Origin of the sequence: Vibrio sp. 10N.222.49.A3 (assembly GCF_041475145.1) — a bacterium.
In the GTDB taxonomy this organism is placed as follows: Bacteria; Pseudomonadota; Gammaproteobacteria; order Enterobacterales; family Vibrionaceae; genus Vibrio; species Vibrio tasmaniensis_A.
Map to the genome: position 1 here is coordinate 1 of NZ_JBFRVM010000132.1, position 1319 is coordinate 1319.

The 1319-nt window shown below is 45.9% G+C and carries 1 pseudogene; it reads left to right on the forward strand.

From position 1 onward, the window contains the following. Window positions 1–63: 63 nt before the first annotated feature. Window positions 64–1319 (forward strand): annotated as a pseudogene (locus AB4589_RS19720) (IS3 family transposase); the annotation flags it as partial.

Sequence of the window (1319 nt, forward strand, 5' to 3'; positions counted from 1 at the left end):
CCCTATCTGGCAGGGTAGTTGTCACTGTTAAAATTTAACCAGTTTGGGCGATAAAGAGTAATTGTGTCTCGTATCTCAGTAGAAAGAAAAGAAGCTATATTAAAGAAGCTGTTGCCTCCCTATTCGATGTCAGTGAAAGAAGTATCGGAAGAGGAAGGAATTAGCACTGCGACCCTGTATCATTGGCGGCAGCAACTCAGAGGTTCAGGAGCCGCCGTGCCAAATAGCAACACTTCATCAGAGCAGTGGTCTGCTCAAACTAAACTCGCCATTGTTGCCGAGACTTACTCGATGACCGAAAGTGAACTCAGCCAATATTGTCGAGAGAAGGGCTTGCACCCTGAGCAAGTACAGACTTGGCGGAATGAGTTTGTTCAAGGAGTCATGTCGAACAAAGAGAGTGAAGCACAAGCCAAAAAACAGGCTAAAGCTGACAAACTTGAAATCAAAGAGTTGAAGAAAGATTTACGACTCAAAGAAAAAGCGCTCGCTGAAACGGCCGCCCTCTTGGTACTAAGAAAAAAGCTAAGAGCCTTTTACGGGGAAGAGCCAGAGGACGACTAACCTCAACCGATGAAAGGCAAATCATAGTGACTCTTATCCTTGAAGCGAGGCAATACGGATGCCGTTTAGAGCCAGCTTGCCATGAAGTTCAAATTGACTTGAGAACGTATCGTCGCTGGTATCAGCAAGGTGAAGTTCAAGCTGACAAAAGGCCGATATGCGGTAGAACTGAGCCTGCGAACAAGCTATCTCAACAAGAGCGTGATGCGATTATTGAGGTGTGTAACCGCTCTGAGTTCGCAAGCTTACCTCCGACTCAAATCGTCCCGACACTGCTTGATAGAGGTGAGTATATCGCCTCTGAGTCAAGTTACTATCGGATACTGAGTGCACAGGGGCAACTAAACAAACGAGGTCGTCAAAGAAGTAGGCAGAAGCGTGCGAAACCAACAAGTTACACAGCTACAGATTCGAACCAAGTCTATACATGGGATATCACTTACTTACCTTCAAAAGTTCGAGGCCAACACTATTACCTGTATGTCATCGAGGATATCTACAGTCGAAAAATCGTGGGTTATGAGGTGTATGAGCATGAATGCGGTGAGCTGGCGTCACAACTTCTGCAACGAACGTTGATGCGAGAGCAGTGCTTCAATCAAGCTCTGGTTCTTCACTCAGATAATGGTGCGCCGATGAAGTCGTTGACGTTCAAAGCCAAAATGGAAGAGTTAGGTATTACTTCATCGTATAGTCGCCCAAGAGTCAGTGATGATAACCCGTATGTTGAGTCATTGTTCCGCACGGTAAAGTAC